General features: G+C 62.9%; 23 protein-coding genes and 1 riboswitch. Of the genes, 11 read left to right on the top strand and 12 right to left on the bottom strand.

What is annotated here, in order from left to right; all coding sequences use genetic code 11:
* The first annotated feature begins 55 nt into the window (after positions 1 to 55).
* The 5 genes from AC6I9R_RS14410 to AC6I9R_RS14390 all read left to right on the top strand — a co-directional run bounded on the left by AC6I9R_RS14410 (position 56) and on the right by AC6I9R_RS14390 (position 4,403).
* Positions 56 to 196, top strand: a complete 141-nt coding sequence (locus AC6I9R_RS14410; RefSeq protein WP_461426261.1) for a DUF2256 domain-containing protein — start codon at positions 56 to 58, stop codon at positions 194 to 196.
* 63 nt (positions 197 to 259) lie between these two features.
* Positions 260 to 2,398, top strand: a complete 2,139-nt coding sequence (locus AC6I9R_RS14405) for a malate synthase G (protein WP_461426260.1) — start codon at positions 260 to 262, stop codon at positions 2,396 to 2,398.
* A 211-nt stretch (positions 2,399 to 2,609) separates the two neighbouring features.
* On the top strand, positions 2,610 to 3,482 hold the full coding sequence (gene ppk2, locus AC6I9R_RS14400; protein ID WP_461426624.1) for a polyphosphate kinase 2: 873 nt from the start codon (positions 2,610 to 2,612) through the stop codon (positions 3,480 to 3,482).
* 29 nt (positions 3,483 to 3,511) lie between these two features.
* Positions 3,512 to 3,763 (top strand): HP1242/YdcH family protein, encoded by a 252-nt coding sequence (locus AC6I9R_RS14395; protein ID WP_461426259.1) that lies wholly within the window; start codon positions 3,512 to 3,514, stop codon positions 3,761 to 3,763.
* An 82-nt stretch (positions 3,764 to 3,845) separates the two neighbouring features.
* Complete coding sequence (locus AC6I9R_RS14390; RefSeq protein ID WP_461426258.1) at positions 3,846 to 4,403, top strand: cytochrome b; 558 nt, start codon at positions 3,846 to 3,848, stop codon at positions 4,401 to 4,403.
* A 299-nt stretch (positions 4,404 to 4,702) separates the two neighbouring features.
* Here the strand turns inward: AC6I9R_RS14390 and AC6I9R_RS14385 are convergent, their stop codons facing one another.
* The 6 genes from AC6I9R_RS14385 to AC6I9R_RS14360 all read right to left on the bottom strand — a co-directional run bounded on the left by AC6I9R_RS14385 (position 4,703) and on the right by AC6I9R_RS14360 (position 10,731).
* Positions 4,703 to 5,500: an alpha/beta fold hydrolase gene (locus AC6I9R_RS14385; RefSeq protein ID WP_461426257.1), complete on the bottom strand. Its 798-nt coding sequence runs from the start codon at positions 5,498 to 5,500 to the stop codon at positions 4,703 to 4,705.
* A 308-nt stretch (positions 5,501 to 5,808) separates the two neighbouring features.
* The gene (locus tag AC6I9R_RS14380; protein ID WP_461426256.1) at positions 5,809 to 6,924 is read right to left on the bottom strand and encodes an SPFH domain-containing protein; all 1,116 of its coding nucleotides are present in this window, start codon (positions 6,922 to 6,924) and stop codon (positions 5,809 to 5,811) included.
* Between the two features lie 150 nt (positions 6,925 to 7,074).
* Complete coding sequence (locus tag AC6I9R_RS14375) at positions 7,075 to 7,506, bottom strand: hypothetical protein (protein ID WP_461426255.1); 432 nt, start codon at positions 7,504 to 7,506, stop codon at positions 7,075 to 7,077.
* A gap of 159 nt (positions 7,507 to 7,665) precedes the next feature.
* Complete coding sequence (locus AC6I9R_RS14370) at positions 7,666 to 8,598, bottom strand: DUF2927 domain-containing protein (RefSeq protein WP_461426254.1); 933 nt, start codon at positions 8,596 to 8,598, stop codon at positions 7,666 to 7,668.
* Between the two features lie 5 nt (positions 8,599 to 8,603).
* Complete coding sequence (locus AC6I9R_RS14365; RefSeq protein ID WP_461426253.1) at positions 8,604 to 9,806, bottom strand: toxic anion resistance protein; 1,203 nt, start codon at positions 9,804 to 9,806, stop codon at positions 8,604 to 8,606.
* 4 nt (positions 9,807 to 9,810) lie between these two features.
* The gene (locus AC6I9R_RS14360; protein WP_461426252.1) at positions 9,811 to 10,731 is read right to left on the bottom strand and encodes a 5-bromo-4-chloroindolyl phosphate hydrolysis family protein; all 921 of its coding nucleotides are present in this window, start codon (positions 10,729 to 10,731) and stop codon (positions 9,811 to 9,813) included.
* A 325-nt stretch (positions 10,732 to 11,056) separates the two neighbouring features.
* Positions 11,057 to 11,135: riboswitch (SAM riboswitch) on the top strand.
* A gap of 70 nt (positions 11,136 to 11,205) precedes the next feature.
* On the opposite strand from AC6I9R_RS14360, the gene metZ reads away from it, so the two are divergent.
* From metZ to folE2, 4 genes are all read left to right on the top strand, one after another.
* Entirely contained in the window at positions 11,206 to 12,399 is a 1,194-nt protein-coding gene (gene metZ / locus AC6I9R_RS14355; protein WP_461426251.1) for an O-succinylhomoserine sulfhydrylase, read from the top strand.
* Positions 12,396 to 12,890 carry a GNAT family N-acetyltransferase gene (locus AC6I9R_RS14350; protein WP_461426250.1) on the top strand — a complete coding sequence of 165 codons (495 nt, stop codon included), beginning with the start codon at positions 12,396 to 12,398 and terminating at the stop codon, positions 12,888 to 12,890. Before metZ ends, AC6I9R_RS14350 begins: the two co-directional genes overlap by 4 nt.
* On the top strand, positions 12,887 to 13,681 hold the full coding sequence (locus AC6I9R_RS14345; protein WP_461426249.1) for a glutamine amidotransferase: 795 nt from the start codon (positions 12,887 to 12,889) through the stop codon (positions 13,679 to 13,681). Before AC6I9R_RS14350 ends, AC6I9R_RS14345 begins: the two co-directional genes overlap by 4 nt.
* A gap of 118 nt (positions 13,682 to 13,799) precedes the next feature.
* Positions 13,800 to 14,888: a GTP cyclohydrolase FolE2 gene (gene folE2, locus AC6I9R_RS14340; RefSeq protein ID WP_461426248.1), complete on the top strand. Its 1,089-nt coding sequence runs from the start codon at positions 13,800 to 13,802 to the stop codon at positions 14,886 to 14,888.
* Between the two features lie 91 nt (positions 14,889 to 14,979).
* Here the strand turns inward: folE2 and AC6I9R_RS14335 are convergent, their stop codons facing one another.
* Positions 14,980 to 15,297 carry a hypothetical protein gene (locus AC6I9R_RS14335; protein WP_461426247.1) on the bottom strand — a complete coding sequence of 106 codons (318 nt, stop codon included), beginning with the start codon at positions 15,295 to 15,297 and terminating at the stop codon, positions 14,980 to 14,982.
* A 66-nt stretch (positions 15,298 to 15,363) separates the two neighbouring features.
* Positions 15,364 to 15,549: a hypothetical protein gene (locus AC6I9R_RS14330; protein WP_461426246.1), complete on the bottom strand. Its 186-nt coding sequence runs from the start codon at positions 15,547 to 15,549 to the stop codon at positions 15,364 to 15,366.
* Positions 15,550 to 15,758: 209 nt separating this feature from the next.
* Here AC6I9R_RS14330 and AC6I9R_RS14325 point away from each other — a divergent pair, with 209 nt between their 5' ends.
* Positions 15,759 to 17,207 carry a TrkH family potassium uptake protein gene (locus AC6I9R_RS14325; protein ID WP_461426245.1) on the top strand — a complete coding sequence of 483 codons (1,449 nt, stop codon included), beginning with the start codon at positions 15,759 to 15,761 and terminating at the stop codon, positions 17,205 to 17,207.
* Positions 17,208 to 17,280: 73 nt separating this feature from the next.
* On the opposite strand, the gene AC6I9R_RS14320 is transcribed toward AC6I9R_RS14325, so the two are convergent.
* Positions 17,281 to 18,477 (bottom strand): BaiN/RdsA family NAD(P)/FAD-dependent oxidoreductase, encoded by a 1,197-nt coding sequence (locus tag AC6I9R_RS14320; protein WP_461426623.1) that lies wholly within the window; start codon positions 18,475 to 18,477, stop codon positions 17,281 to 17,283.
* A 132-nt stretch (positions 18,478 to 18,609) separates the two neighbouring features.
* Positions 18,610 to 19,242, bottom strand: coding sequence for a J domain-containing protein (locus AC6I9R_RS14315; protein WP_461426244.1), 633 nt, complete (start codon positions 19,240 to 19,242; stop codon positions 18,610 to 18,612).
* Between the two features lie 78 nt (positions 19,243 to 19,320).
* Here AC6I9R_RS14315 and AC6I9R_RS14310 point away from each other — a divergent pair, with 78 nt between their 5' ends.
* Positions 19,321 to 19,593, top strand: a complete 273-nt coding sequence (locus tag AC6I9R_RS14310) for a BolA family protein (RefSeq protein ID WP_461426243.1) — start codon at positions 19,321 to 19,323, stop codon at positions 19,591 to 19,593.
* Here AC6I9R_RS14310 and AC6I9R_RS14305 read toward each other — a convergent pair.
* Both AC6I9R_RS14305 and AC6I9R_RS14300 read right to left on the bottom strand, forming a co-directional pair.
* The gene (locus tag AC6I9R_RS14305; protein ID WP_461426242.1) at positions 19,555 to 19,950 is read right to left on the bottom strand and encodes a DUF4177 domain-containing protein; all 396 of its coding nucleotides are present in this window, start codon (positions 19,948 to 19,950) and stop codon (positions 19,555 to 19,557) included. The two genes, AC6I9R_RS14310 and AC6I9R_RS14305, sit on opposite strands and share 39 nt — an antisense overlap.
* 98 nt (positions 19,951 to 20,048) lie before the next feature.
* Positions 20,049 to 21,839, bottom strand: a complete 1,791-nt coding sequence (locus AC6I9R_RS14300; RefSeq protein ID WP_461426241.1) for a tetratricopeptide repeat protein — start codon at positions 21,837 to 21,839, stop codon at positions 20,049 to 20,051.
* Positions 21,840 to 22,004 lie beyond the last annotated feature (165 nt).

Genomic DNA, 22,004 nt, shown 5'->3' with positions numbered 1-22,004 from the left:
CCGCGGAGCGTCCCACCCTCTCCCCAAACGCCTCGGCCCGCCTATGTCATCCTCCATGGCCAAGATGCGCAAAAAATCCGACCTCCCCACCAAGATCTGCGCCGCCTGCGGGCTGCCGTTCACCTGGCGCAAGAAGTGGGAGAAGGTCTGGCATGAGGTCCGCTACTGCTCGGACAAATGCCGCCGCAAACGCTGATCTATTGCCCGCCCCCGGCCCATCGCATAGATCGGCATGGGCAGAATGACGAAGGGATGGGCAATGGGTGATCGTGTGGAAAAGGCAGGCCTGCAGGTCGCGCCAGAGCTGGCGGCCTTCATCGACACCCAGGCGTTGCCTGGAAGTGGCGTGACATCCGAGGCGTTCTGGCAAGGGTTCTCGGACCTCGCCCATGATCTCGCGCCGCAAAACGCCGCGCTTCTGGCCCGCCGTGAGGATCTGCAAGCGCAGATCGACCAGTGGCACATCGCCCGCCGGAACCAGGCCCATGACCCCGACGCCTATCACGCCTTCCTGAGCGACATCGGCTACCTTGTGCCCGAGGGCGAAGATTTCTCGATTGAAACCTCCAAGATTGACCCCGAGATTGCCACGGTCGCGGGGCCACAGCTGGTCGTGCCGATCACCAACGCGCGCTTTGCGCTCAACGCCGCCAACGCCCGGTGGGGCAGCCTTTACGATGCGTTCTACGGCACCGATGCCATGGGCGCAAAGCCCACGCATAAAGGCTATGACCGGGGCAGGGGCGCGCGGGTCGTCACCCGCGCGCGGGTGTTCCTGGATGAGGCGTTTCCAATCGAAGGCGCCTCCCACGGCGATGTGCGCCGCTACCATGTGGACAAAGGCGCGCTTCTTGTCGATGACAAGCCGCTGGTCATCCCGTCCCAATTCGCGGGCCATCGGGGCCGCGCCAAAGCGCCTGACGCGGTGCTTCTGGTCAACAACGGCCTGCACGTGGAACTGGTCTTTGACCGCGCCCACCCGATTGGCGCCCGCGATCAGGCGGGCCTGGCGGATGTGCGGATGGAAAGCGCGGTTAGCGCGATCATGGATTGCGAGGATTCCGTCGCCTGCGTCGACGCCGAAGACAAGGTGCTGGCCTATGCCAATTGGCTCGGGCTGATGAAAGGTGATCTGTCCGAGACATTCGAGAAGGGCGGAGCGCAGGTCACCCGCGCGCTGGCCCCGGACCGCACCTTCACCGCCCCCGATGGAAGCGACAAGACCGTGAAGACCCGCGCCCTGATGCTGGTGCGAAACGTCGGCCACCTGATGACCAACCCGGCGGTGCTGCTGCGCGACGGATCCGAGGTCTTCGAGGGCCTGATGGACGCGATGATCACCACGCTGATCGCCAAGCACGACCTCGCGCGCGCCGACGGCAATTCCACCGCTGGCTCCGTCTACGTGGTGAAGCCGAAGATGCACGGGCCCGACGAAGTGGCCTTTGCCGATGAAACCTTCACCCGCGTCGAAGCCGCCCTCGGCCTGCCGCGATACACCGTCAAGCTTGGCATCATGGATGAAGAGCGGCGCACGTCTGTGAACCTCAAGGAATGCATCCGGGCCGCGAAACACCGGGTGGCGTTCATCAATACCGGCTTCCTCGACCGGACCGGCGACGAAATCCACACCTCGATGGAGGCGGGGCCGTTCTCGCGCAAGGATTTCATCAAGCGTAAGGGCTGGATCACGGCCTATGAGAACCAGAATGTGGACATCGGCCTGGAATGCGGGCTGCGGGGCCATGCGCAGATCGGCAAGGGCATGTGGGCCAAGCCCGACGCCATGGCCGAGATGCTGGAGGCCAAGATCGAACACCCCCGCGCGGGCGCCAATTGCGCCTGGGTCCCGTCGCCCACCGCCGCGACGCTGCACGCGCTGCACTACCACAAGGTCAACGTCGCCGCCGTGCAGGAAAAGCTGGAGGCGGGCGGCAGGCGCGCCTATGTCACAGCACTTCTGGATATTCCGCTTGCCGCCTACCGCCGCTGGACCCGCGATCAGGTGATCCGCGAGGTGGAGAACAACGCCCAGGGCATCCTCGGCTACGTGGTGCGTTGGGTCGATCAAGGCGTTGGATGCTCCAAGGTGCCTGACATCAACGGCGTAGAGTTGATGGAGGACCGCGCGACCTGCCGGATTTCGGCGCAGCACATCGCCAATTGGATGCACCATAATGTGGTGACCGAGGCCGACGTGGGCGAGGTTTTCCGCCGCATGGCAGTCGTCGTGGACCAGCAGAACGCGGACGATCCGCTCTATCGGCCCATGGCGCCGGGGTTCAACGGGATCGCCTATGCCGCCGCGCTGGACCTGGTGCTGAAGGGCCGGGCACAGCCCTCGGGCTACACGGAGCCGGTGCTGCACGCGCGCCGGTTGGAGTGGAAAGAGGCCTGAGGCGAGGCGCGGTTACTGGGGTAAGTGGGGGGCCAGCCCCCCATGCGGTCCCGAGGGACCGCATCCCCCCCGGAGTTGTATTCAGCAAGATGAAGGGGGGAGCGGCGCGCGGACCCCGGGGCCGGTTTGATATGGGTCAACGACGCGGATAGTGCGCCTGTGGCAACCTTGCGGGAACAACGGAGGATTGCCTATGGATACACTGACGCAAATGAAGCCCGAACCGGCCCCGGAAAACCGCTCGTCCGAAATCATCGGTTTCGAGCAGGGGCAATATCCCTATGCCAAGCGGCTCAAACGCGACATCTATGAGGCAGAGAAGGCCGCGTTGCAGGTCGAGTTGCTGAAGGCGCAGCACTGGATCCAGGAAACCGGCCAGAAGGTCGTCATGCTGTTCGAGGGCCGCGACGCGGCGGGCAAGGGCGGCACGATCAAGCGCTTCACGGAGCATCTCAACCCGCGCGCCGCGCGTGTCGTGGCGCTCAACAAGCCCTCGGACGAGGAGCGCGGGCAATGGTATTTCCAACGCTACATCAAGCATTTGCCCACCGCCGGAGAGATCGTGCTTTATGACCGCTCCTGGTACAACCGCGCGGGCGTCGAGCGGGTGATGGGCTTTTGCGAGGCCAATGAATACCTGGAATTCATGCGCCAAACCCCCGAGTTCGAGCGGATGATGGCGCGCTCGGGCATTCGGATGTTCAAATATTGGTTCTCGGTCACCCAGGACGAGCAGCGGGCGCGTTTTGCCTCGCGCGAGACCGATCCGCTTAAGCGCTGGAAGCTGTCGCCGATTGACCGCGCCAGCATCGACCGGTGGGACGATTATACCGAGGCGAAAGAGGCGATGTTTTTCTACACCGACACCGCCGATGCGCCCTGGACCGTGATCCGGTCCAACGATAAGAAGCGCGCGCGGATCAATTGCATGCGCCATTTCCTGTCGCAGCTTGACTACCCCGACAAGGACCCGGAGGTCGCCACGCCCGTGGACCCCAAGATCGTGCTTCACGCCACCCATCTGGTGCAGAACGCCGATCACATCCTTGCCTCTTCGCTCCACCCCGACAGCCGCAAAAGCTGACGCCATACTGGTCCAGAAAGGAATTGCCGATGTCCAACACCCCTCATGAGTTGGCCGAAGACTTCCCCGAGCACATCGAGGTGATGCATGAACTCCGCGCCTCGGACGCCCATTTCGCCAAGCTTTACGACGCCTACCACGTGGCAAACCGTGCGGTGCACCGGGCGGAAACCGACGTAGAGCCGACCTCGGACGCGCATCTGACGGAATTGCGCCGCGAGCGGATGCAGCTGAAAGATCAGATCTACGGCCTGCTGACCAAAGCGCAAACCCAGGCGTGATCGCGTAATTCTTGAGTGTGGCGGGATTTTCCGTCACGCTCAGACCCGGGGCGGTTGGCCCTGAGGAGATTTACGCGTGGGCATGACCAATTCCGCGGCGGGCTATGGCTCGCTCACCAAACTGTTTCACTGGCTGATCGTCCTGCTGTTCGCCGCCCAATACGTGGGCGGCAACATCATGGTGGCCATCGGTTTCAACGCCGAGTTTGCCGGGATTGGGACCAACACGTACTACAATTGGCACAAGTCCCTCGGGCTTGTCGCCCTGGCGGTCGCGATCTTCCGCATCATCAACCGCCGGGTGGGAGAGCTGCCCCCCTGGGCCCCCACGCTAACGCCGCGCGAGCACACGTTCATTCACCGGGTCGAGCAGGTCTTCTACGCCTCGATGCTGATCATGCCGATCTCGGGCTGGCTCTACGTGATGTACGGCCACTACGGCGTGAACCTGTTCGGCCTGTGGGAAATGCCCCGCCCCCTGCCGCGCGATGACACGATGCGCGACATCTTCAAATGGGTGCATATCGTGGCGGGCTGGGTACTTCTGGCCGCCATGGTCGGACACATCGGGCTGGTGATGTGGCACACGGCGGTGAAGAAGGACGGGCTGATCAAGCGGATGCTGCCGGGGCAAAGGTGAGGCTGCTCAAGCTTGAGCAGGACCCTAAGCCACTGCTTTTAAGGGATAATGTGGGTCGTTAACCTTTTGGGTTCGCGCGCGGAGCGATGCTTGGGTGCGGTTGCGAGACCGTTTTTCACCTGCGCTTTATGGGTGCCGGGAGCGCCCTCCCAATGAGTTTCAAGGCATATCGTCATAATCGGCGCTGTGTTTAGTGCGACAGATTTGGCGGTGAAGCGAGCAGCGGCAGTTCTGAGCTCAAAACAACCGATGCGGCTGGGCAAGCAAATGCCTGCTTTCGCAGCCTTTCCAATCCGGCGTCAGTGTTCCTGCACGAGCCTTTTAAGCCAGTCCCGCAGCATGGCTTTGAACAGTGCCGGACGTTCCCAACTCAGGGAGTGTCCAGCCGTGTCGAGCAGTCCGTAGGTGGCTCGCGGATAGCACTCAAGCATCGCCATCGTGTCAGTATAGCCGGAGATCGAGTCCTGCCTGCCCGAAAGGATCAACGAAGGCTTGTCGAACCGCGTTGCTAACATTTCGTCGTGATATGAGAACAAGAACTTGTCTGTCACGCGCGCTTCGAGATCGGCATCGTGGAGCGCGGCGGCGGGCACTTTCGTTTGGCGGATTTTTTCGATGATTTCAGGAGTTTGTATCACCAGTCTCTGCGCTCGACCTGCCACTGCAGACGGCTGACCTTTGAGCAAGTCTGGTCGCGCAAGAATAGGTCGCGCTTCGGGTTTTGGCGGCGGCGGGTCTGTTGGAAAACCGCCAGGAACAATGAGACACAGGCCTGCAATCAGCTCTGGATTGGAATGAGCCAGGCCCTGGGCGATATAGCTGCCGCGCGATTCACCAATCACGGCAATACCGTCGCTACCGGCCATGGAACGCGCGAAATCAAGGACGCAACTTGCGACATCATCTTGTGATTGTACATCGTCAAACCCGATTGACTGCCCACATCCCGGAAGGTCCAAATAGACCCTGCGCCACCCATCCAAACCTGCAAAACTCGGTTCGACCGCATCAACCATATGTCGATGATCCAGCTTGCCGCCGTGAAGGACAAGCAACGGAAAACCTGAGCCGAACTCAACAAAACTCAATTCAGTCATCGCAAATCTCCTGTCGGTTCAACGCTAGACGGAGCATAATTTGATGTCACGTCGCCGGTTCTTTCGGCGACGTGGTGGCACAATCAGTATACTGATGGCTCAAGCAAAGTCTGGCTAAGGTTGAGTGGTCGGCGAGAAGCAGACCTTGGCGCAGCCGCATCGAAATGGGGCTTTGTCTGCAGTGTGGACGTCAAAGCGGTGACGGCGTTGATGACAGTACGCCAGTCACAATGCCCTATTGTCCGTACCATGATGTCTTAACCCAAAAGCCCCGACGCATTTTTGCGCCGGGGCTTTGGTTTGGTGCCTTACATCGGCGGGGGCGGAGGTGGGGGCATCACGGTGAAGAGCTGCGCCAGCTCGGTCACATCGCCTGCTTTTTTCCAACCGTCCTGGCCTGCCGTCCAGACCATCGTGTCGCGCGTGAGCGAGCCGTCATTGGCCATCTGACCCAGCGACGCCTTGGAGAACGGGCCTTTTGTGGCGCCATTCTCGGCCGTGTGCCAGACGCTTTCGACCGGCGGCGGCGGGGGCGCCATGGCGGCGGCCTGGTGGGGTTGCTGCTGCGGCTGATGCATGTTGGAGGCCATCTGGTTGGCCATCGCCATACCCATGCCCATGCCGAGCCCTTCGCCCATGCCAGAGCCGGGGGTGGAGGCCGCAGCCGCCATGGCCTCGGCGGTCTGGAACTGGGTGTATTTGTTCAGATCATCGACAACGCCCATCGACGTGCGCTTGTCCAGCGCCTCTTCCACCGCGGGCGGCAGCGAGATGTTCTCGATATAGAGTTCCGGCAGGGTCAGGCCGTAAGAGCCGATCGTCGCCGAGATCCGCTCAGCCACGACCTCGCCCATCTGGCCGGTGTTCGCCGCCATGTCGAGCACCGGAATGCCGGAACCCGCGACGGCCTGGCTGAACTGCTGCACGATGATGTTGCGGATCTGATGGGTGACCTCATCGGTGGTGAACTCCCCGTCGGTGCCCACAATCTCGGTCATGAACAGGCCCGCATCCTGCACCTTCACGGTGTAGGTGCCGAACGCGCGGATGCGCGTGGGGCCGAAGTCGCTGTCGCGGATCATGATCGGGTTTTTCGTGCCCCACTTGAGGTCGGTGAAGCGCGAGGTGTTGACGAAGTAGATCTCGGACTTGAACGGGCTGGAGAAGCCGTGGTCCCAGTGCTGCAGCGACGTCATGATCGGCATGTTGTTGGTCTCGAGCATATAGAGACCGGGGGTGAAGACGTCGGCCAGCTGGCCCTCGTGGATGAAGACCGCAACCTGGCCCTCGCGCACCGTCAGCTTGGCGCCGTATTTGATCTCGTGGCCATACCGCTCGAAGCGGTAAACCATCGTGTCCCGGCTGTCGTCGGTCCACTCGATGACGTCAATAAATTGACCCTTGAGAAAATCCATGATCGGCATGCGTAAGCAACTCCCGCTGAAATGCTGTGTCGTTTTCAGGAATGATATAGGGATGCACGCGCCCAATCCATAGGGAAGTGGGGGAGGGAAAACCTTAGCCGTTTTCACCCCTGGCGCGGGCAGAGGCCCGGTTGAGACGATGGACGGAGGTCAGTTCAGCGTCACTTGCGCATCGCAGGTGGATCCGTTGTAGGTGCCGACCCAAACGTCCATGCGGCCGGGGTTCACGTCGACCATCATCCACGACAGGGTGCTGCCGCCGCTGTCATCGTTGAACCACCAGCTGCCATCGGGCGCGTTGACCAGAAGAACAGTGTCACAGCTGCTGTAGGTGGAGACTTGTACCGGCCCGTAGGTCTCCGTGAAGTTGATCGAGACTTGCGGGGCTGCGTTGACGAAGCCGATGTGGCCACAATTCGCCAGGTCAATGTTGCCGCTGGCGCCGGTGTTGATGGTGTAGGGATTGGCCAATTGCGCTTCACTCAGGGTAAGCTGCGTGGCGCCTGCGGTGATGGTCGGGCAGGCAGCGGCGAGAGTGGGGGCAAAAAGAGCCAGGCCAAGGGCGAGAAGAAAATGGCGCATGTCATGGAGTCCTAAAAGAAAAACGTTGGGATGTTACGCCGACAACGCCACGTTTGCCTGCATGTTTCAAGGCTCGCGTCGCGGCAGACGTCGGCACCCCAAAAGGCTAAGCTGCGAGGAGCGCCCGAAAGGGTGCGAGGAGGGGCCGAGGGATGGGGCTCAAGACGGCCCGCCGACCAGCTCGCCCGCGATCTGGCGCACCAGGGGGCGGGCCTGATCCGGGGTCAGGCCGATGGCCAGGCGATCATCGTAGAGCATCCGCAGCAGCAACTCGTCATGGCGGGTCAGCAGCGCGAATTCCTCGTCGTCGTTGAAGATCGTGGGCCGCGCCGTGCGGCTGTCGTTGGGCAGGCCCAAGCCTTGGGCCACTTCCTCGTGGATGCAGGAGCGGCGCAAAAGGTCCGGGTGTTCATCGCGGATCACCGCGATGGCGGCGATGTATTCCGACGTCCCGGTCAGCGAAAACGCGAAGATCGAGCAATAGGTCAGCCGCCCCATGTTCTGGATCTCTCGGATGGTGGCGTCGTTGATGCTCGGCACCAATTGGCGCAGCAACGGCGCGGAGGTCGCCAGCGCGTCGGCGTTCATGAACAGCACATGGTAGTTGCCGCCGGAATTCACCGTACTGATCGGATGGCCCGTCAGCCGCGAAAGGCGCGCCGCATAGGTGGACAGGACCGAGCGGTCCTCGGCCATTTGACCGGCCTCAACCGAGGCGCCGAAATGGGGCTGAAGGCGCACCGGTGCGCCCCAGCGGCGCAGGGTGGAGGGCGTTTGCCGCGCCACGAAGCGGCCGTTTTGCAGTTGGTATTCATCGTAGAGCGCGATGCGCTCGAAATTTGCCGCCAAGTCATCGGCGCTGAACGGCGTGTCCGGCCCGCCCCCATCGGTGCGCAACATGCCGCGGCCCACAAGCCGTGCCTCAGAGCTGCGGTAATAGCGCGCCAGGCTTTGGCTGACGTCCGACGGGGTTGTCGGCACGGCCGTTTCCTCGACCCGCGGCTCGGGCCGGGGCGAGGATACGGGCGCGGGGGTGACGCAGGCCGCAAGGACCAGCGTCGCCGCCAGCAGGGTCAAAGCCTGGGCGCGCATGGGGCTCAGGACTGCGCAGGCGTCGCGTCGCCCTCGATCACATCGGCATCGGCCACCGGACGGCGGGCCGAGGCAGAGGACAGCGTGTCGCGCAGCTCGCGCTCCATCTTCTCCATCTCGGCTTCCGCCTCACGGCGCTTGCGCTTGCCTTCATCGGCGATCTGCAGGCTTTCCTCGATCGTGGCCACCAGTTCGGCGTTGGCGTGCTTGACGGCTTCGATGTCGAAGACGCCGCGCTCCATCTCCTGGCGGACCAAGCGATTGCTTTCACGCAGGTTTTCGGCGTTGCGCGTCAACAGCTCATTGGTGAGGTCCGTGGCTTCCTTGACCGCCTTGGCGGCCTCGGTAGAGCGTTGGATCGTCACGGCCTGGGCCAGCTGCGTCTCCCACAGGGGCACCGTGTTCACCAGCGTCGAGTTGATCTTGGTGACCAGCGACTTGTCGTTTTCCTGCACCAACCGGATCGAGGGCAGGGATTGCATCGTCACCTGGCGGGTCAGCTTCAGGTCATGGACGCGGCGTTCCAGATCGTCCCGGGCGGCGCGCATGTCGCGCAGTTCCTGGGCCTTGATCACCTGATCATCCTCGGGCGCGGCGGCAACTTCGGCCTCTTTCGCGGGGATGACGTTCTCGTCGAGGTCTTTCAACTTCTCCTCACCGGCGGCGATGTAAAGCGCCAGCTCGTCGTAGAAATCGAGCGTCTTCTCGTAGAGTTTGTCGAGGGACTTGATGTCCTTCATCAAGATGTGCTCGTGCTCCAGCAGGTTGTCGGTGATCTTGTCGATCTGCTCCTGCACGTCTTCGTATTTCGCCATGAAATCATGGATCGGCTTGGCCTTGCCGAAGAGACGCTCCCACCAGCTTTGCTTGCGGTTCGGGTCCAGCTCATCGACGGAGAAGCCGCGGATCGTGCCGACGATCTCACGCAGGCTGTCGCCCGCGGGACCCGCGTCCTTGTTCTTCACACCGGCCAGCATCGCCTGGGAAATCTGTTGCAACTCCGCCTGGGCGGAGGAGCCGAAGGACACGATGGAATTCGTGTCGGTCATGTCGATCTCGGCCATGCGCGAGCGGATCTGCTCGGACGTCGGCTCATCCGCATCGGGCAGGGGGACCAGATCGGCGGAGGGTTCAGGAAGCACCACGGCGTTCAACTCGTTGACGAGCGTTTCGACTTCCTGGGCCTTTGTATGTGTTTCAGATTGCATGAGATTATCCCTGTCGTTCCAGATATTGTGTTTCGCGGTTCAAGCGGTCTTGCAGGACCTCAATCTCCACGTCGAAATTGGTGCGATCATCGATCAGAAGCGTCTCTTTACGAGCGGCGAAATTCTGTTCGAGATCGTCGAGGAAGGCGATGTAATCGCTGCGGACCTTGTAGTCGGTCTTGCGGGTGTAGAGGTTGGCAAACTGCACCGTCGCGTCGCGTGCGCCTGTCAAATAGACGCCCAGATACCGTCGCGCGGCGTTGAGGTCGCGGGGGTCTTCTTCGACCTGACGGAAGAGGCCGCGCGCCACCTCCTGGAAGCGGTCTACGCGGGCCTCCAACTGCGGGTCACGGACCCGCGCGATGGCGTCTTTTTGCTGTGCCAAAAGCGCCTCGGCCTCATCGATCTTGCGGGCCACACGCTCGGAGGTGAAGGTGTCGACACCCTCCATCCCCTTGTTTTTCAACGGATCAAGTCCGAAGGAGAAGAGGTGCAGACCTGTCGCGATGCTGGCGATGACGAAGGCTGAAATCGGGTTCCACGTGCCGCCAAAAACAAGCAGCCCGACACCGACGCCGGTGCCAACCGCCCCGAAAATCTTGCGCGGGATGGCGGGTTTGCGCGCGACCTTACGCTCGTTAAATGCGTCCTCGGCCCGGACGCCGTCGCGGGTCAGCCATGCCGCCAGAAGCAGCAACGCGCCCCCGGCCAGATCCGTGGCCATTTCCGTGACGCCAGAGTTGAACAGCACCGAGGTGATCGTCAGCAGCGGCAGGATGAACAGGATGTTCAGCTTGGCCCCGTGGCGCATCGGCTTGCGGCCCTTGAACGGTGCCACTTCCATCTTCTGATGGGTCACCATCTCGCGCTCGGACCCGTCGTTTCGTCCCGTGGGGCTGTGTTCGCCCCCAAATCGTTTCGCCATGCTTAAAGGACCCCGAATCCGCCGAAGATCGCGCCGAGGATCACCAGGACCAGCACGAAGAAAGAAACGCCTTGCAGAAAGCTGGATGACATTTGGGCCCCGTTAACCGTTTTGTTGTGCCTGCCACGAATGACAGACGATGTCACCTGCAACGATATGCAGGTTTTCCTGTAAAAACCAGCGACCGGCGGCGGAATGCTGCCTTGCGGCGCTGTTGTGATCAAGAAATCGGCATCGCGGGGCGGTTTCGCAAGGGGGAAAGCGGCGCGCGCGGTCCCCGATCCGCGCGTTTTTGCGCCTTGACGCATCTGGCGCAGGGGCGTAGCCAAACATCCGTGGCGATTTGTGAACCGGATTGCGGGCCACGTAAAACAACCCGCTAAAGAGGTCGAGGCCGCGAGCATTCGCGCCGTCCCCGACCATAATTATGGGCTGCTCGCCAAGATGCGGGGCCCGATGAATGGAGAATGGGGTATGAAAGATACTTCCGAGAAAACCTGGTCCAAACGCACCCGCGCGGTGCATGCGGGCGCGCGGCGCAGTCAATATGGAGAACTCTCTGAGGCCATGTTCCTGACCCAGGGCTTTGTCTACGACACGCCCGAGGCGGCCGAAGCGCGGTTCATCAAATCGGGCGAGGATGAGTATATCTACGGCCGCTACGGCAACCCGACCGTCGCCATGTTCGAGGACCGCATCGCGGCCCTGGAAGGCGCGGAAGCGGCTTTTGCGACCGCCTCTGGCATGGCGGCGGTCTCCGGCGCGCTGACCTCGATGCTGCGGGCAGGCGACCACGTGGTCTCCTCCCGCGCGCTTTTCGGGTCGTGCCACTACGTTCTGGACGAGATCCTGACCCGCTACGGTGTGGAGGTGACGTTTGTTGACGGCGCGGATCTGGAGGCTTGGCGCGACGCCGTGCGTGACGACACGAAGGCGGTCTTCTTCGAGTCCCTCTCCAACCCGACGCTTGAGATGATCGACATCCGCGCCGTCTCGGACATCGCGCATGCGGTCGGCGCGACGGTCATCTGTGACAACGTTTTTGCGACGCCGCCGTTCAGTGACGCCATCGCGCAAGGCATTGATGTGGTTGTCTATTCTGCGACCAAACACATCGATGGGCAGGGCCGTTGCCTGGGCGGTGTGATCCTGGGGACCGAAGCATTCATCCGCAAAACGGTTGAGCCCTACATGAAGCACACCGGCGGCGCGATGAGCCCGTTTAACGCCTGGGTGATGCTCAAAGGGTTGGAGACGATGGACCTGCGCGTCCGCGCCCAGGCGGCCTCGGCTCAAGCCATTGCAGAGGCGCTGGAGGGTGCCAAAGGGGCCGCGCGGGTGATCTTCCCGGGCCTCACTTCGCACCCGCAACACGCGCTGTGTCAGGCGCAGATGGGCGCGGGCGGCACGATCATCGCGCTGGAGGCAGAGGGCGGGCAATCCGGGGCGTTCCGGGTGCTCAACGCCTTGAATATCTTCACGATTTCCAACAACCTGGGCGACGCCAAATCCATCGCAACGCACCCCACGACCACCACGCACCAGCGTTTGACCGATGAACAGCGTGCCCAGATGGGCATCACCCCGGGCCTGATCCGTCTGTCGATCGGCTTGGAGGGCACCGACGATCTGATCGCGGATCTTCTGAGCGCATTGGAGCAGGCATGAACGGCTTGATCATCCGGCCCTATCGCCCCGCCGATGCGATCCCGCTCGCAACGCTTTACCACCGCGCGGTGAATGAGGGGGCGGCGGGGCGTTATGATGCCGCGCAGCGCGCCGCCTGGTCGCCCGCGCCGCCCACCAGCGAAGGCTGGCGCGCGCGGGTGGAAGAGGCCGAGACCATTGTCGCCGAGCGGGACGGCGCGCTTTTGGGGTTCATGACCCTCGACATCGACAGCGGCTTCCTCGACTTCGCCTATGTCGCGCCCGAGGTGATGGGGCGCGGTGTCGCCTCGGCGCTTTATGCGGTCATCGAGGGCCGGGCGCGGGTCAAGGGCCACGTCGTGATGGAGACAGAGGCCAGCCTCCTGGCCGAGCCGTTCTTCCGCCGCAACGGCTGGCGCGTCGTCAAGCGGCAGGAAGTGGAACGCCACGGGGTGAAAATCCCCAACGCCCTGATGCAAAAACGGCTCCTCCGCCGTTTCGCCGCGGCATGAGCCAGCGTCCCGAGCGAAGCGAGGGCGCGAGCCCCCAGCGTCCCGAGCGCAGCGAGGGCGCTGGCAAGTTCCTGATCCTGCAACTCCGCCCCGAAGACGCGGCAGCGGATGAGGAGTTCGCCGCCTTCATCGAACGCGGCGGCCTTGCCCCAAACGAAGTCCACCGCATACGCCTGGACGAAGGCCCGATCCCGGCCCTGTCCCTCGATGATTACGCCGGCGTCATTGTCGGCGGCGGCCCGGGCTGTGTTAGCGATGCGCCGGAGGCCAAAGACCCGCTTGAGGCCCGCATCGAGGCCGAAATCATGGGCCTGATGCCCGAAATCCTGTCGCGCGATATGCCGTTCCTGGGCTGCTGCTATGGCATGGGGATTCTCGGCGCGGCGATGGGCGCGCCCGTGGGCAAATCCCGCTACGGCGAGCCGATCGGCGGCGTGGCCTGCGCGGTGACGGAAGACGGCGCGAAAGATCCGCTGTTAAGCGGCGTGCCCGCCGCGTTCCGCGCCCTTGTCGGTCATAAGGAAGCCGTGGAAGACCTGCCCGAAGGCGCCGTCCACCTCGTGGCCTCCGCCCCTTGCCCGTTCCAGATGATCCGAGCGGGCCGCAACGTCTACGCCACCCAGTTCCACCCCGAGGCGCGGGGCGAAAACTTTGCCAATCGCATCGCGATCTACCGCGACCGGGGCTACTTCGCGCCCGAGGATGCAGGCACTTTGACAGAGGCCGTCATGGCCGAGACGATCACGGCACCGGAACGGATCCTGCACAATTTCGTGACGCGATTTCGCTAACCTGCTGTTTTTCATCGGAAACGAGGGTTTCTGGGTCAAAGCCCGCGTAAATCAAGACTTGGGTTTCAAAGCTTTTGCGCCATATCGTGACGGGCAACCAACAGAGAAAGGGTGGCTCGTGAACGTTCATGTTAAGACCGCCGATCAAAAGCCATCCACCCTCCAGGCCCAGGACGCGCTTGCCGTGCTCAGCGCTTGGGCGGAGGGTGCGTCTGCCGATCAAATCGACGCTTTGGATCCCGCCATCGCGCGCCTCGTGCGCGTGCAGGCTTATCCGGAGTTCCGCACCACATATCCAAGTGATTTCAAGGCCGACGAAGCCTACCGCGCCACGTTGCCCGACCTGCAAAACGGCCCGGCCTCGCTGATCAAGGGCGCGAACCGGCGCATCCAGCATGTGGGGATTTCCAACTTCCGCCTGCCGATCCGCTACGACGTGCGCGATGGCACCGAGGTGATGCTGGAGACCTCCGTGACCGGCACGGTCAGCCTGGAGGCGGACCAAAAGGGCATCAACATGAGCCGCATCATGCGCTCGTTCTACAAGCACGCGGATGCCGCGTTCGGGTTCGACGTGATCGAGGCGGCGCTTGATGATTACAAGGCTGATCTTGGCAGCTTTGACGCCCGCATCCAGATGCGCCTGAGTTATCCGATGAAAGTGGACAGCCTGCGCTCGGGCCTCTCCGGCTGGCAGTATTACGATATCGCGCTGGAACTGGTGGAGCGGGGCGGCGTGCGTCAGCGCATCGTGCACTTGGATTACGTCTATTCGTCGACCTGCCCGTGCTCGCTGGAGTTGTCCGAGCATGCCCGCGCCACGCGGGGGCAGTTGGCGACACCGCATTCGCAACGCTCCGTCGCGCGGATCTCGGTTGAGATGCAGGGCGAGGGCCTCTGGTTCGAAGAGCTGATCGAGATGGCGCGCAAAGGCGTGCCGACCGAGACCCAAGTGATGGTGAAGCGCGAGGATGAGCAGGCCTTTGCAGAGTTGAACGCCGCCAACCCGATTTTCGTGGAAGACGCGGCGCGGCTTTTTGCCGAACAGTTGCAGGCCCACGACGGCGTCGGTGATTTCCGCGTCATGGCCAGCCATCAGGAAAGCTTGCACAGCCACGATGCCGTCAGCCTGCTGACGGAGGGAGAGACCTTTGCCGATGTCAGCCTGGACCCCAAGCTGTTCCCATCGCTGATCCATGCAGGTTAAAGTGATACTTTAACGTCGCATCGTAACGTATTGAAAACAAAAAAGCCCCCGCGCATGCGCCGGGGGCTTTTTCGTACGTCTGTGGCGCCGCTTAGTAGTACGGACGCCCGCGGCCATAGCCCACGCGGTCGGTGATGTTGCCACCCCAATCGCGGTCCGTGGTCCCGGTTCGGTAGCTTAGCGGCGCGCCGCGCCCGGCACCGATGGGATCGGTGATGTTGCCGTTGTCCACGTCGGTGATGCCAACCGGCACACAGGCCGTGACGCCCATGGCGCCCGCGCCGAGGCCCGCAAGGCCCACGCTGCGCAGCACGGTGCGGCGGTCCATGCGCTTGGACTGGATCTGGTCTTCCGAAAGCGGCTTTCCGGCTGACGCCTTCTTCTTCTTGTCGTTGGTGTTATCGTCCATTTGGGTGGTCTCCCTTGCAATCAGGCTGGGTTTGAAATGGGGCCACGGCCAACGCCGCGGCGGGGCTTAACTGTCCTTATCGGTGGCGGGGGCGGCGTCTTTGTCGGTGGCCACAACCGGCGCGTCAGAATCGCTGTGGGCGTCCGAGTCTGTGCCCGGGGCGCCTGCCGCGGGTCCCGCCCGGCGGGCAAATGTCGCGATGTCGCCATCACTCAACGACTTCGTGGCACCCTTGGGAGCTTCTTTCGACATTAACCATCCCCTTACGTGGTGTCGCCTGCGGGGGCGACATCGTCTTTGATGCGGGGCAGGCGACCGTGGCAGACCGGTGCTTCTCCCCCGCTAATTTCAAAACGGTAGCCGCAGAGATGCATCAAATCAATCCTTTAGTCACATCCCGGTGAGCGCCTTCCGGCACGCCTGCTTGACAGGCGGGGGCCCGCGCGCCAACGCTCCGCCCCATGTTTGATCTACGCCCGGTGGGGTATGTTCTTGGCCTGTTGGTCTTCACCCTTGGGGTGACCATGCTGATCCCCTTGGGAGCGGATCTTTGGGCGGGCAACGGCCATTGGGGGGCCTTCGCGGAATCAGCGGCGGTGACGGTCGTGTTCGGCATGCTGCTGACGCTGGCCTGCGCCAATGGCGTCACCCAGGGCCTGTCGATCCAACAGACGTTCTTCCTGACCACCGGCGTCTGGCTTGTGCTGCCGCTTTTCGGCGCCCTCCCGTTCATCTTAGGCGATCCCGAGGCGCGCCTGGTGGACGCCGTGTTCGAGGCGATGTCAGGCCTGACCACGACCGGCGCGACGGTGCTGACAGAATTGGACGAGCTGCCCCTCGGGCTGAACCTCTGGCGCGGCCTGATGCAATGGTTTGGCGGGATCGGCATCATCGTGGTCGCCATGGTGTTCCTGCCCGAATTACGTGTGGGCGGGATGCAGATCTTCCGTAGTGAAGGCTTTGATACCATGGAGAAAATCCTGCCCCGCGCCGGTGAAATCGCCTCGCGCATCTCGGTGATCTACGTGGCGCTGACGGTGATCTGCGCCTTGGTTTACGCGGCCCTGGGGATGGCGCCGTTTGACGCGATCATGCATGCGCTTACGACGATCTCTACCGGGGGGTTTTCCAACAACGACGCCTCTTTCGGCGCCTTTCAGGGGCCTTTGGAATATGCTGGCGCCTTCTTCATGTTGCTCGCGAGCCTGCCCTTCGTGCGCTACATTCAACTGGTTGCAGGTACCGCGAAGCCGATCCTTCTCGACAGTCAAATTCGCGCCTATTTCGCGACGATCATCGCCATCACCCTGGCGTTTTCGCTTTACCGTGTGGCGGTGAACGGCACCGGGCTTGAGACCAGCCTGAGAGAGACCTTGTTCAACGTGACCTCGATCATCTCGGGCACAGGCTACTCCAGCACCGAGTATCAGGCCTGGGGCACCGTGGCGGTGCCCGCGTTCTTCTTCATCGGGTTGATCGGCGGCTGCGCGGGCTCGACATCCTGCTCGATCAAGGTGTTCCGCTACCAACTGCTGTTCGCGGCGATCTCTACCCAGGTGCGCCGCATCTATGCGCCGCACGGAATCTTCGAGCCGCGCTATGAAGCGCGACCGGTGGCAGAGGAGGTGATTTCGTCCGTCATGGCCTTCTTCGTGCTGTTTTTTGTGACCCTGGGGATCACGGCGGTGCTGCTGGGCCTGACGGGGTTGGATGTGGTCACGTCGATCTCGGGCGCGGCGGCGGCTCTGGGCAATATCGGGCCCGGGCTCGGGGATATCATCGGACCCCAGGGGACCTTTGCGACGCTCAACGATACGGCCAAGTGGATCCTGTCGGCGGCCATGCTGGTGGGGCGGTTGGAGTTGATGGCAGTGCTGGTCCTGTTCACCGCGACCTTCTGGCGGGCCTGACGCGCCCTGCGGGGCGGTGGAAAACTCTTGCAAGAGTTTTGCCAGTTCCTTGCAAGGAACTGGGCGCGGGTGGTCAGGAATGCGCGGTTTCGGTGATGGCGCGCCCGGCGGCAACGCCCGAGGACCACGCCCATTGGAAATTGTAGCCCCCAAGCCAACCGGTCACATCCACCGCTTCACCGATAACGTAGAGGCCTTTAACATGTTGGCTTTCCATGGTTTTTGACGACATCCCCTCGGTCGCGATGCCGCCAAGGGTAACCTCCGCTGTGCGGTAGCCCTCAGACGATGTGGGCGTCACGGGCCAGGCGGTCAGCCGCTCGGAAAGCGCGCGCAACGCGGCGTCCGATTGATCCGCCAGATTGCCGGTGATGCCCCAAGCTTCAGACAGATGCCGAACAAGCTTCTTGGGCAACAGTTCTGCCAGCACGGTGGTCACGGCCTTGCCGCCGACCTGCGTGCGGCGCGCGCGGAGGGTCTGAAACAGATCAGTCTCCGGCAAAAGGTGCAGCGAGAGCGCATCACCCGCCGTCCAATAGGAGGAGATTTGCAGGATCGACGGCCCTGAAAGGCCCCGGTGCGTGAACAGCATGCCCTCGTCAAAGGAGGTCCCGTTACAGGCCACGCGCGCGGGCACGGAGGTGCCGGAAAGGGCGGCGAACTGGGCCTTGGTGTCGCCCTCAAACGTCAAGGGCACAAGGGCCGGGCGGGTGTCCGTCACCCGGTGGCCGAACTGAGCGGCGAGGCGGTAGGCGAGGCCCGTGGCGCCCATCTTGGGGATCGACTTGCCGCCGGTGGCGAGCACCAGGTTTCGGGCAGTGACGCGTTGGCGCGTGCCCTCGCGGCTCAAGTCGACATGGAAAAGACCGTCGCGGTGGGCGATGTCGCCGATCTCGGTCTGGAGCCACAGTTTTGCAGGCTCCGCCTCGGCCAGCAGCATCGCGATGATGTCTTTCGCCGAGCGGTCGCAAAACAGCTGTCCCAGGGTCTTCTCGTGGTAGGGGATACCGTGCCGCGCGACGAGGTCGATGAAGTCCCACTGGGTGTAGCGCGACAGGGCGGACTTGGCGAAATGCCTGTTTTCGCTCAGGAAGTTCTCAGGCGCGGCGTACATGTTGGTGAAGTTGCAGCGCCCCCCGCCCGAGATGCGGATCTTCTCTCCGGGTGATTTGGCGTGGTCGACGACGAGCGTGTCGGGGCCCGCATGGGCGGCGCACATCAGGCCGGCGGCGCCTGCGCCGAGGATCAGGGTTTGGAAATGGAGGGCCATGTCGCGTCCGTTCAGGGTTGCGCCGCGCGGGTGCGCGTCGCCCGGCGCGCGCTCGGCTTCGCCTCGCGCGGGCTGAGACATAGCGCACTCGGCTTCGCCTCGTGCGCGGGCGCCGCTGCGCGGCGTTTTTGCTTAATCCGCGAAATTCCGGCTGACCTTCAACTGATCCCAGGCCCAGACAACCTCTTGCAGGCGATCCTCATCCGAGCGGTCGCCACCGTTCATGTCGGGGTGCAGGACTTTGATCAAGGCTTTGTAAGCTTTGCGAATTTCCGGCTTGGTGGCGTTGTCCTTTACCTCCAGGATTTCCACCGCGCGCCGCTCGGTCGGCGGCAGGCGACGGCCCTTCGAGCCCGCGCCGCGCCCGGGGTTCTGCGTCGCGTTCTGGCCCAGAACCTGATGCGGATCCTCGATGCCAAGCCGTTGCCACGCGCGTTCCTCGGCCGAACGTTTCAGCGGTTTCGTCGGCCGATCCCAGACCCTGTCGCGGTCCATCTGGGCGTTCATCTCGGCCTCTGTCGTGCCCTCGAAGAAGTTCCATTTCAGGTTGTACTCGCGCACATGCTCCCGGCAGAACCAGTGAAATTCCTCAAGGTTATCAGGGCCTTTGGGCGCGCGGTACTGGCCTTGCTCTTCACACCCCGGCGCCTCGCACACCCGTTGCGACGTCTCCACCGCGCCGGACATCCCACGCCGCCCGGTGCGCCGCTTCTTCTTGTCGGACTTGACGCTCAGATCGAAATTGAAAGGATCTTTATCGGCCATGGGAACGCACCTGTTTTATTCGGAGTAAGCAGTTTAGAGTTTTGGCGGCTGAGGGGAAGGTCTTTGAGGGGAGAAATGATGACGCGGCCAGAAAAAACCAGAGCGGCGAGAATTGAGGCGGCCTTGGCGCAGGCTTTTGCGCCCAGGGTGCTGGAGGTTGTGGACGACAGCGAGAGCCATCGCGGGCACGCGGGGTTCCAGGAAGGGGGCGAGAGCCACTTCAACGTTATCGTGGAAAGCGAGAAGTTTCAGGGGCTTAGCCGGATCGCGAAGCACCGGGCGGTGCATGCGGCGATCGGGGCGGAGCTGATGTCAGAGATCCACGCGCTGGCTTTGACGATCCGCGACTAGGGCGTCTTGGGAGGCGTCATCCTCGGGTGCCGCATGCCAAAGGTTGGTCACCTCGTCTTCGGGTTCCGATGGGGTGGTTTCGGCTGGTGTCGGGGTGGTTTTGGGGGCGGATGTTGTTGCGGGCTCATCCGATATAACCCGTTGGAACACAAGTAAATTTCGGTAGGTGGTGGTCTTGTTGGTGAGGCCCGAACGCTCCTCCTGCGGCAGGGCATCCGCGCGCAGGTACTGCCAGCCGTCGGCGGCCAGCTCGTTCATCAGCGTTTCCATGGAATGGGCGAAGAGGGCGGCACCCTTGAGGCCGCGCTGCTTGGTCGCGCGTTCGGGGGCGGGGACGACTTTGTACTCGGTTCTCATGGGGGCGTGATAGTGGCGGACGGGGGGCGGGGCAAGCGTGTGATTGCCGTACACAGGCTGTACACAGGCTGTACACCGGGGACGCGGAGGGGCGGCGGCTAGGGCAGGGCGTCTCGGGCGGCGAGGATTTTGGCGCGGTTGTTCGAGGCCACTTGGTGGTACTGGGCCGCGCCCTCTGGGGTGAAGACCTCCAGCGCATTGTTGATGTGGTGCAGGGCGTCGGACAGGGTGTCTTTTGCGTTCTCTGATGATGTGTGCTCGGCCAGGTGCAAAAAGACGAGTGCGAGGTTGTTTTGCGTGATGGCCCAGTCCATCTCACTAGCGTCTCTGGTGTAGACCGCCAATGCGGCACCGTAGGCGGTGGCGGCTTGGTGGAGGACGTCCGTGTCGCCGGTGCGGGTGCCGAGGTTTTGGAGGGCCACGCCGAGGTTGTTTTGAGTCATGGCCCAGGCCATCTCACTGGCGTCACGGGTGCGAACCTCCAATGCGGCGCGGTAGGCGGTGACGGCTTGGTGGAGGAGGTCGGCGTCGCCGGTTTGGTTGCCGAGGCCTCTGAGGGCAATGCCGAGGTTGTTTTGGGTCATGGCCCAGTCCATCTCACTGGTGTCTCTGGTGCGGACCTCCAATGCGGCGCCGTAGGCGGTGACGGCTTGGTGGAGGAGGTCCGTGTCGCCGGTGCGTGTGCCGAGGTTTTGAAGGGCATTGCCTAGGTTATTCTGAGTGATGGCCCAGTCCATCTCACTGTTGTCTTTGGTGTAGACCTCCAAAGCGGCGCGGTAGGCGGTGACGGCTTGTTGGAGGACGTCCGTGTCTCCGGTACGGGTGCCGAGGTTTTGGAGGGCCGCGCCGAGGTTATTCCGGGTCATGGCCCAGTCCATCTCACTGGCGTCTTTGGTGTAGACCTCTAATGCGGCGCGGTAGGCGGTGACGGCTTGGTGGAGGAGGTCGGTGTCGCCGGTTCGGTTGCCGAGGTTTGCGAGGGCATTGCCGAGGTTGTTCTGGAGGCCTGCCCAGAGTTGGGCTTCGGTGGTGCGGGGACATGACGCAATGGCGGTGCGGGTCATTTCTGCCGCGAGGGCGAGGGCGGGGCCTGCGTAGCGGAGGCCATGTTGGTAGAGGAGAGAGAGGTAGAGGTTTCGTTTGCGGGCGGGATCCAGCGGGTCGAGGATTGAAAAGCTGTCAGCGGCGGCGGAGAGGATGTGGAAGGCCTGGGTGGGGTCGTTGCGCAGCAGCGCGATTTCGGCCTGGCGTTCCGAGAGTTTGGCGTTCAGTTCCAGCGGTTCGCGGAGTTGGTCGCGGATGATCTCGCGGGCGTTTTCCAGCAGCTCTTCGGCTTTGTCGAAGTCGAGTTCAGAGAGGGCCTCGGTCGCGGCGGCGCGCATGTTGTCGAAGCGGGAAGAGGCGTTCTTGAGGTCGTCGATGTCGCGCAGGAGGCGGCGGTAATCTTCGGCCTTCTCTGTCAGGAAGGCGCGGAGGGCGGTGCTTGACTGACTTTCGGGCGAGTCCGCGCCGAAGAGTTCCGCGAGCGAGATCAATTGGTAGCGTGAGAGGCCAGCGGGGTCCGTGAGTGCATCTGTTAGAGAGCCAATGTCTTCGCGCAACTCGTCTCGTTCTGTGTCAGCCTGTTGCTGGCGGTTGGCGGCCTGCGCCTTCATGGCGCGGATGGCATCGCGGGTGATGTTGAGCGTGTCGCAAAGCGGTTGGTAGGTTTTCGCGCGTGGGTTGGCGGGGGGTGTTGCGCTTTCCAGTTCGCGGATGCGGCGTTCGATGGTGTCGGTCTTGTCGGGATCGGGGAAGGATTCCTCGGCCAGCTCCCGCTGGGTCATTCCAGCGGCTTCGCGGCGGTCAAGAATTGTTGCGCCGATGAGCGCCCCGAAGGTTTCCGTCATTCCGCCTGTTTCCGCCTGAGAACGCAGATTTGCGCCTGTTTCCGCCGCCGGGTCCGCCTCACGATCCGTCCGCTCAGTATGGGAATAAGGGACAGCGCATTCAACAGTTTGCGTGGATCGAAATTCGAGACTGGCCAGTGCTCGAGCATCAAGAGGAATGAAAGA

The sequence above is a fragment of the Gymnodinialimonas sp. genome (assembly GCF_059726805.1).
This window is presented reverse-complemented; position numbering and strand designations above follow the sequence as displayed.

What these genes read in the sequence shown, in the direction of transcription:
- AC6I9R_RS14405 (WP_461426260.1), top strand. Translation starts at nt 260, where the DNA reads ATGGGTGATCGTGTGGAAAAGGCAGGCCTGCAGGTCGCGCCAGAGCTG.
- AC6I9R_RS14315 (WP_461426244.1), bottom strand. Translation starts at nt 19,242, where the DNA reads ATGGCCGATAAAGATCCTTTCAATTTCGATCTGAGCGTCAAGTCCGAC.
- AC6I9R_RS14395 (WP_461426259.1), top strand. Translation starts at nt 3,512, where the DNA reads ATGTCCAACACCCCTCATGAGTTGGCCGAAGACTTCCCCGAGCACATC.
- AC6I9R_RS14380 (WP_461426256.1), bottom strand. Translation starts at nt 6,924, where the DNA reads ATGCCGATCATGGATTTTCTCAAGGGTCAATTTATTGACGTCATCGAG.
- AC6I9R_RS14300 (WP_461426241.1), bottom strand. Translation starts at nt 21,839, where the DNA reads ATGACGGAAACCTTCGGGGCGCTCATCGGCGCAACAATTCTTGACCGC.
- AC6I9R_RS14370 (WP_461426254.1), bottom strand. Translation starts at nt 8,598, where the DNA reads ATGCGCGCCCAGGCTTTGACCCTGCTGGCGGCGACGCTGGTCCTTGCG.
- AC6I9R_RS14325 (WP_461426245.1), top strand. Translation starts at nt 15,759, where the DNA reads ATGTTTGATCTACGCCCGGTGGGGTATGTTCTTGGCCTGTTGGTCTTC.
- AC6I9R_RS14305 (WP_461426242.1), bottom strand. Translation starts at nt 19,950, where the DNA reads ATGAGAACCGAGTACAAAGTCGTCCCCGCCCCCGAACGCGCGACCAAG.
- AC6I9R_RS14310 (WP_461426243.1), top strand. Translation starts at nt 19,321, where the DNA reads ATGACGCGGCCAGAAAAAACCAGAGCGGCGAGAATTGAGGCGGCCTTG.
- ppk2 (WP_461426624.1), top strand. Translation starts at nt 2,610, where the DNA reads ATGAAGCCCGAACCGGCCCCGGAAAACCGCTCGTCCGAAATCATCGGT.
- AC6I9R_RS14390 (WP_461426258.1), top strand. Translation starts at nt 3,846, where the DNA reads ATGACCAATTCCGCGGCGGGCTATGGCTCGCTCACCAAACTGTTTCAC.
- AC6I9R_RS14350 (WP_461426250.1), top strand. Translation starts at nt 12,396, where the DNA reads ATGAACGGCTTGATCATCCGGCCCTATCGCCCCGCCGATGCGATCCCG.
- AC6I9R_RS14320 (WP_461426623.1), bottom strand. Translation starts at nt 18,477, where the DNA reads ATGGCCCTCCATTTCCAAACCCTGATCCTCGGCGCAGGCGCCGCCGGC.
- AC6I9R_RS14385 (WP_461426257.1), bottom strand. Translation starts at nt 5,500, where the DNA reads ATGACTGAATTGAGTTTTGTTGAGTTCGGCTCAGGTTTTCCGTTGCTT.
- AC6I9R_RS14410 (WP_461426261.1), top strand. Translation starts at nt 56, where the DNA reads ATGGCCAAGATGCGCAAAAAATCCGACCTCCCCACCAAGATCTGCGCC.
- AC6I9R_RS14330 (WP_461426246.1), bottom strand. Translation starts at nt 15,549, where the DNA reads ATGTCGAAAGAAGCTCCCAAGGGTGCCACGAAGTCGTTGAGTGATGGC.
- AC6I9R_RS14335 (WP_461426247.1), bottom strand. Translation starts at nt 15,297, where the DNA reads ATGGACGATAACACCAACGACAAGAAGAAGAAGGCGTCAGCCGGAAAG.
- metZ (WP_461426251.1), top strand. Translation starts at nt 11,206, where the DNA reads ATGAAAGATACTTCCGAGAAAACCTGGTCCAAACGCACCCGCGCGGTG.
- AC6I9R_RS14360 (WP_461426252.1), bottom strand. Translation starts at nt 10,731, where the DNA reads ATGGCGAAACGATTTGGGGGCGAACACAGCCCCACGGGACGAAACGAC.
- AC6I9R_RS14365 (WP_461426253.1), bottom strand. Translation starts at nt 9,806, where the DNA reads ATGCAATCTGAAACACATACAAAGGCCCAGGAAGTCGAAACGCTCGTC.
- AC6I9R_RS14345 (WP_461426249.1), top strand. Translation starts at nt 12,887, where the DNA reads ATGAGCCAGCGTCCCGAGCGAAGCGAGGGCGCGAGCCCCCAGCGTCCC.
- AC6I9R_RS14375 (WP_461426255.1), bottom strand. Translation starts at nt 7,506, where the DNA reads ATGCGCCATTTTCTTCTCGCCCTTGGCCTGGCTCTTTTTGCCCCCACT.